We start from the raw sequence: 7,361 nt of genomic DNA, 5'->3' as shown, positions 1-7,361 counted from the left end.
TGTTTATCCGCGTTAATCTGTGGTTCATTTACTTTTCGAGGTTGAGCCTTGGGCATCGCCCCTTCAGGGCGAGGGGATTTGATTGCGATTCATGGGGCGGCGCGACGCGAGGTCGACCGAAAGCGCCCCGACACTTTCAGCCATTCCGGCCCTACAAACCCGATACCATTCGCTGCGCTTCCGGATTGAACAACCACACCACCTCGCCGCCAAAATCAACTATTTCCGCTTTGCTGAACCATGTGAATAAGGTGCTGAAAAAGCGGAAACAACAAAGCCCGCTCGGCGAGCGGGCTTTGCGGATGCAATGCGGCAGGATGCGCGCCTGCAGGCTAGTGCTTGAAGTGGCGCATGTTGGTCATGGCCATGGCGATGCCGTATTTGTTGCAGGCCGCGATGACTTCGTCGTCGCGGATGGAGCCGCCGGGCTGGACGATGAACTTCGCGCCCATTTCGCTGGCGGCGTCGATGCTGTCGGCGAACGGGAAGAAGGCCTCGGAGACGAAAACGCACTCGCCGATGGTCTGCTGGATCTCCGCGTCGGTGATCTCCGGGTTCTCGGTTTTGAGGTTTTCGACCGCCTTGGAGACCGAGAGCTTTTTGAGCGCGTCGACGCGGTTGGGCTGTCCGGCCCCCATGCCGAGCACGCGGAATTGGCCGGGCTTGTATTCCTGCACCAGAACGATGGCGTTGGACTTGGTGTGCTTCGCCGCGGCGATCCCGAAGAGCGCGAGCTCTTTCTTGGTTTCGTCGAACGGCGCCTTGGTCGGCACTTCCCACTTTTCGAGAATCTCGGTATCGAGATCCTGCACCAGCAGGCCGCCGTTGATCTGCTTGACCATGCGCTGCGGCAGCGCTTTGCCCATCGGCTTCTTGAGCTTGAGGATGCGCAGGTTCTTTTTCTTCTTGAGGTGGTCGAGCGCGTCGGCGGCATAGCCGGGGGCAATGATGGCTTCGATGAAGCGGCCGTCGAGGCACTCCGCGGTTGCGAGATCGACCTGCTGGGTGACGGCGATGACGGAACCGAAGGCGGAGACCGGGTCGCCCGCCCAGGCGGCTTCGAAGGCTTCGGCGAGGGTTGCGCCCGTGGCGTAGCCGCACGGATTGGTGTGCTTGATGACCGCAACGCCCGGCTTGCCGGAAAGATCCTTGACCGCTTCGAGCGCGCCGTCGCCATCGACATAGTTGTTGTAGCTCATCTCCTTGCCGTGCAGGACTTCGGCCAGGGCGATGGTCGATTCGCGGGAATCGGCATCCTTGTAGAGCCAGGCTTTTTGGTGGGCGTTTTCGCCGTAGCGCAGCTCGGCTCCGTCGGAGTAGGCCTTGATGAAGGGCTTGGAAAGCTTCTGTTCGGCAACCTGTTCGGCGAGATAGGTGGCGATGGCCGCGTTGTATTCGGCGGCGCGGGCATACACCTTCTGGCCAAGAACGAAGCGGAAGCCTTCGGTGGTGGCGCCGTTGTTCGCCTTCATTTCGGCAATCACGCGGGCGTAGTCGGCCGGGTCGGTGACGACGGTGACGAACTTCATGTTCTTGGCGGCGGAGCGGATCATGGTCGGGCCGCCGATGTCGATCTGCTCGATCGCCTCGGCGAGGGTGACGCCTTCCCGCGCGATGGTTTCTTCGAAGGGATAGAGGTTGACGCAGACGAGATCGATCTGGCCGAGGCCGTGATCCATCATGGTTTTGACGTGTTCGTCGTTGTCGCGCATGTAGAGAATGCCGGCGTGGACCTGCGGCGTGAGGGTTTTGACGCGGCCGTCGAGCATTTCCGGGAAGCCCGTGAACTCGGAGACGTCCTTGACCGGAATCCCGGCTTCGCGGATGGCCTTGGCGGTTCCGCCGGTGGACAGCAGCTCCACTCCCATTTCATGCAAATGACGGGCGAAATCCAAAATTCCCGCCTTGTCGGATACGCTCAGCAGCGCGCGTTCAATCTTCACATCCATTCTCCATCTCCGTTGTATTCAAAACTAGGGGTGCATTTGTACCTAGCCCCCGAACCGATTGCACGGATTTTTTCAGGGGCAGCGCTAAAATCTGCGGCGGGGGTCGAATCCTCTTTCCCCCGCCGCCGAGGGGCTTGCGCAGGCGTTTGCGGCCTGCGGCCTTTTTCTAGGATTCCGCCGCGTCCGCCGCCTCTTCCTTTTTCTTTTTCGGCACGCGCGGGGCGGGCAGGCCGTATTGATCCTGCGCGGCGGCATAGTTCGGGATTTGGTCGGCATAGCGCGCGGCCATCTTCTTCAACGCCGCGAGCTGGCGGTCGGAGAGCGAGCCCTTGCCCTTGAACTGCGCGGAAATCGACTCGAAGAAGGTCTTGTCGTTGAACTCGCGCTTGCCGCGCGTGGTCGGCTCGGCCCACTCGGCAACGTGGTCGAACAGCGCCAGCACCGGAGCCGTCGTGGGATCGGCCTCGACCTCCTCCTTCTCGTCGAGCTTGAACTCGGCCTTGATGGCCTCGAAGTTTTCGAGCTGGTCGGAATATTTGGTCAGCAGCGTATCGAGATAGGCCAGCTGGCGCTCGGAAAGGCGTTTGCCCATGGCGATCTGGTCGCCGAGGGAGGAGACGAACTTCTTGTCGTCGTAGGTGCGCTTGCCCACCTTGCGGGGCTCCTCGAATTTGACGTTGGCCAGCAGCTCGATCTTGCGCGGCGTATCGCCGCGGACGGCTTCCGGCTCGATCAGCTCCAGTTCGGCGGCCAGTTCCGGGGAGATCTGCTGGATGTAGCGGCAGCACATCTTATGCAGCATCTCGCCCTGGCGCTTGGAGAGCAGCTCGCCCTCGTCGACCTTTTCCTTGAGGTCTTCGAAGGTTTTGCGGTCGTCGTAAACGCGGCGGCCGGACTTCACGGCGGGCGCCCATTCGCGGACGGCTTCCAACGCCTGGAAACACTTGGCGACCATGGCGGGATCGGCGGTCTCCTTCGCGTGCTCGATCCATTCGAGCAGCGAGGGGTAGAACTCCTGCATCATATCCGTCCACTCGATCTTGCCCTCTTCAACCTCGTCGAGCTTGTGTTCCATGTCGGCGGTAAAGCGGACTTCGAACAGATCGACCTTGTTGCCGGACTTGAGCTTTTCCTCGGTCCGCAGCACGAGCGTGACGAGCTCCTTGCCGAGCTCGGTCGGGATCAGCGAGCGCTTGTCCTTGACGACGTATTCGCGCTCGTCGAGCTTCGACATGATCGCGGCGTAGGTGGACGGACGGCCGACGCCGTTCTCTTCCAGCGCCTGGATGAGCGAGGCCTCGGTATAGCGCGCAACGGGCTTGGTTTCCTTTTGTTCCGAGAGCCAGTCGAGTACGTCGAGGTTTTCGTCCTTGACCAGCGGCGGGATGGTTTCGGTTTCGGAGTCGTCGCCCTCTTTCGGCTTGTCGGCGGCGGCTTCGATGCCGCTGGCCTTCATGTAGCCGGGAAATGCGATCTCGGAAGCGGTGGCGCGGAACAGGTAGCTGTTTTGCGTCCCCGCCTCGACCTCGACCGTGCGGCGGGCAATCTTCGCGGGAACCATCTGGCTGGCGACAAAGCGCTCCCAGATCAGCTTGTAGAGCTTTTGCTCGGCGGCCTCGAGCTTCACGCCTTCGCGGCCGGGCTCGACGGTCACGTCGGTCGGGCGGATGGCTTCATGGGCCTCCTGCGCGGCGCCCTTGCTTTTATAGAAGTTGGGCTTTTCGGGCAGGTATTCGGAACCGTAGCTGTTGCCGATGAACTGGCGGCACTCGTCCTGCGCCGACTTGGCGATATTGAACGAGTCGGTACGCATGTAGGTGATGAGTCCGCTTTCGTAGAGTTTCTGGGCGATGCCCATGGTCCGGGCCGGCGCAAAGCCGCACGAACCGGAGGCCGACTGCTGCAGCGTGGAGGTGATGAACGGCGGACGGGCCCGGCGGGTGACCACCTTGGTGATGACGTCGCGGACCTTCAGCGGGCTGTTGTCGAGCTCCTTCTGGATGCCTTCGAGCTGCTCCATGGTCTTTACGGCGCCCGGCAGCAGCTTGCGGTCCTTGATGCCGATCGGCTCGTTGTTGATGCGGGCGAGCTTGACCGTGAACGGGTCGAGCGGCGCCTCCTGCTTGCGGACCTGCGCGCCGACGGTGAAATAGGTCTCGGGTTGGAACCCGGCAATCTCGTTCTCGCGCTCGACCACCAGCCGAAGCGCAACGGTCTGCACGCGGCCAACACTCTGCGCGCCGCGGATCTGTTTGCGCACGACCGGACTGCCCTGGAAGCCGACGAGACGGTCGAGAATACGGCGCGCCTGCTGCGCATTCACCCGGTCCATATCGATCTTTTCCGGTTGCTCGAAGGCGGCCAGGATCGCGGACTTGGTGATTTCGTTGTAGGTCACGCGGTAGAAGTTTTCGTCCGGGACGGTTTTCTTGAGCGCTTCGTAGAGGTGCCAGGCAATGGCCTCCCCTTCGCGGTCCGGGTCGGGCGCGAGATAGATGTTCTCGCACTTCTTGGCCTCGGCCTTGAGCTCCTTCAGCACCTTCTTGCCGCGCGTCGTGGCGACATATTCCGGCTCGAAGCCCTTTTCGACATCCACGCCGAGCTTCTTGGCCGGCAGGTCGCGCACATGGCCGACGGAGGCCATCACGCAGTAGTCCTTGCCGAGGAACTGGTTGATCTTCTTCGCCTTCGCGGGCGACTCCACAATTACGAGGTTTTTGCTCATTGCTCTTCCTACCTGGGGTTTTCAAACACTAAGGCACAAAGGACTCGAAGTTCAGATAACGAATCTCTTAATGCCGTTTTTTATTAAAGTGACGTTGTAATTGATTAAATAACCCAAACGCATCTCACCTAGCCTGAGGTAATTCAGGGTTTGGGTTTCGAATAGAGGATTCATTTCCGAAACGGCCTTGTTTTCTACAACGACCTTATCCTCCACCACCATGTCGATTCTTACTTTGTTTTGCTGAAGCACCTGCCCATCAAACTCAACCGGCAGACAATCCTGCACTTCGACTTTTAGACCGTTCTTCCGAAGATGGGAAACCATGCACTCTTCGTAAACCGACTCAAGCAACCCCGGCCCGAGCTCCTGATGAACGCGATAAGCCGAATCGACAATTTCCTTCCCGATTCGTTCCAGCTCATCTGGCAACGGTTCATAATTCATCTCTTAGAGTCCTGTGTGCCTTCGTGTCTATCTCATCTGCCGAAGGTCATCCGAGAGTTCGACCATTCTGCCGGGCAGCGTGCGAATCACCCTTTTCATTTCGAGCCCGAGCAGGACGCCGCTCAGCTCATGGCTCTTGAACCCGATCAACCGGGCCAAGGAATCGACATCCAAGGGCTCCTGCCAAAGGGCATCGACAATCCTGCTTTCCCGATCATCCAAGGGGACCTCCGGCCGGGCGGCAGGCGCGCGCTCGGGCGCCTCCAGCTCCGACGGCGGGATCAGGAATTCATACTCTTCCAAAATGTCATCCAACGACTCGACCAACTTGGCGCCGTTCTTGATCAGCATGTGCGGGCCGCGGGCGCCGGGCGTATCGATCCGGCCCGGCAGCGCAAACACGGTGCGCCCCTGCTCCATCGCCGCCTCGGTCGTATGCATCGACCCGCCCTTGAGATCGGATTCGATCAACAGCACGCCCATGCTCAGCCCGCTGATGATGCGGTTGCGGTACGGGAACGTCATGCGGTCGGCCTGGCGCCCGAGCGGATATTCGCTGACCACCGCGCCCTGCTTGGCGATGCGGTCGGCCAGCTCCGCGTTTTCCGGCGGATAGAGGCAATCGAGAGCGCCGCCGAGCACGGCGATCGTGCGGCCCGTGCTTTTGAGCGCGCCCACGTGCGCCGCGGTATCGGTGCCGCGGGCCAGTCCGCTCACGACCGTGAATCCGGTCTGCCCGAGCTGGTACGCCAGCCGATCCGCCGCACTCAGGCCATAGTGCGAGGTCGAGCGCGAACCCACGATGCCGAGCGCCTTGGAATCCTCCGGCAAAAAGCGCCCCCTTATATAGAGGGCCAGCGGCGGATCGTGGATGGCCTTGAGCGCCGCGGGATATTCATCGTCCACCATCGTAACGATCCGCGCCCCGAAGTCGGCCGCCTTATCGATCTCCTCGGCCGCATCGATCGCGTCGCGCTGGGACAGAATCTTCAGGGCCAGCTTTTCGCCGACCCCGCGCGCCTTCATCAGCGCCTCGCGGTCGGCCTCCAGAATCGCCTTGGGCGAACCGAGGCAGTCGATCAGACGCCGGACGCTCACCGGCCCGAGCCCCTCGATCATGTTCAAGACAATATATGCTTCCCGATCCTGCATAAAAATTAACCACTAAGACATGAAGCACACCAAGGAATACGAATGCTCGGTTTTGTGACTCCTGGAGTCCTTGGCGCCTTCGTGTTTTATAATCCGTTCCAGAGTTGCTCCATGAGCGCTTCCGGGATTTCGTTGCCGATGCTGGATTTCCCGATTGCGGAAACGAGCACGAATTTCGGCATTCCGCCGACCGTCTTTTTATCGACCGAAAGCGCTTTGCGCAGATCCGGCCATTGAAATCGAGGGGCATTCACCGGGAGCTTCAGCGCCCGGAACATGGCTTCGATCCGCAAGCACTCCGCCGGAGAAAGGCCCGCGACCGCCACCGAGGCGCGCGCCGCGTAGACGGAACCGATCGCCACGCCTTCGCCGTGCACATATTCGCCGTAACCCGCGACATTTTCGACCGCGTGGCCGACGGTGTGGCCAAAGTTGAGAATGGCGCGGAGCCCGCCCTCGCGCTCGTCCTGCGCAACGACGGCGGCCTTGATCTCGCAACTGCGGCCCACCATCCGGGCGAGTAGCTCGGAGTTGTTGACGTCGGCGAGCCCGTCCACGTTTGCTTCGAGGGTCTCGAAAAACGCGGCATCGTAGATGATGCCGTATTTGACGACCTCGGCGAGCCCGGCGGCATATTCGCGCGGCGGCAGGGTCTTGAGCGAATCGAGGTCGGCCAGCACCAGCCGCGGCTGGTAAAACGCGCCCACGAGGTTCTTTCCTTCGGGAATGTTCACGCCCGTCTTGCCGCCGACGGAGCTGTCGACCATCGAAAGCAGCGTGGTCGGAACCTGCACGAAATCGATGCCCCTCAAATAGGTCGCGGCCACGAAACCGGCCAAATCGCCGATGACCCCGCCCCCGAGCGCCACGATAAACGATTTGCGGTCGAGCCCGGCTTTCACGCATTCGCTATGCAGCGCAAACACCTGCTCGCCGCACTTCGTCGGCTCGCCCGGCGGCAGCGTGATCAGGCCCACCGAAAAACCGGCGCCTTCCAGCGACGCCTTGACGATGGCGGCATAGTGCCCGCCGACGTTTTCGTCGGTGATGATTAAACATTTCCCCTTCAGCCCAACCCCGGCGCATAG

Annotated in this window: 5 protein-coding genes; all 5 read right to left on the bottom strand. The window is 61.1% G+C overall.

Going from position 1 to position 7,361, the window contains the following annotated elements:
- Positions 1-332: 332 nt before the first annotated feature.
- Positions 333-1,949 carry a bifunctional phosphoribosylaminoimidazolecarboxamide formyltransferase/IMP cyclohydrolase gene (gene purH, locus ABYO54_RS11660; protein ID WP_372808426.1) on the bottom strand — a complete coding sequence of 539 codons (1,617 nt, stop codon included), beginning with the start codon at positions 1,947-1,949 and terminating at the stop codon, positions 333-335.
- A gap of 166 nt (positions 1,950-2,115) precedes the next feature.
- Positions 2,116-4,674 carry a type I DNA topoisomerase gene (topA, locus tag ABYO54_RS11655; protein ID WP_372808425.1) on the bottom strand — a complete coding sequence of 853 codons (2,559 nt, stop codon included), beginning with the start codon at positions 4,672-4,674 and terminating at the stop codon, positions 2,116-2,118.
- A 51-nt stretch (positions 4,675-4,725) separates the two neighbouring features.
- Complete coding sequence (locus ABYO54_RS11650; protein ID WP_372808424.1) at positions 4,726-5,121, bottom strand: GxxExxY protein; 396 nt, start codon at positions 5,119-5,121, stop codon at positions 4,726-4,728.
- A 27-nt stretch (positions 5,122-5,148) separates the two neighbouring features.
- On the bottom strand, positions 5,149-6,273 hold the full coding sequence (gene dprA / locus ABYO54_RS11645; RefSeq protein ID WP_372808423.1) for a DNA-processing protein DprA: 1,125 nt from the start codon (positions 6,271-6,273) through the stop codon (positions 5,149-5,151).
- A gap of 86 nt (positions 6,274-6,359) precedes the next feature.
- Positions 6,360-7,361 (bottom strand): 3-dehydroquinate synthase (aroB, locus tag ABYO54_RS11640; RefSeq protein WP_372808422.1); only part of this gene is annotated, 1,002 nt, incomplete at its 5' end.

Origin of the sequence: Pontiella sp. (assembly GCF_041622395.1) — a bacterium.
GTDB lineage: Bacteria > Verrucomicrobiota > Kiritimatiellia > Kiritimatiellales > Pontiellaceae > Pontiella.
This window is presented reverse-complemented; position numbering and strand designations above follow the sequence as displayed.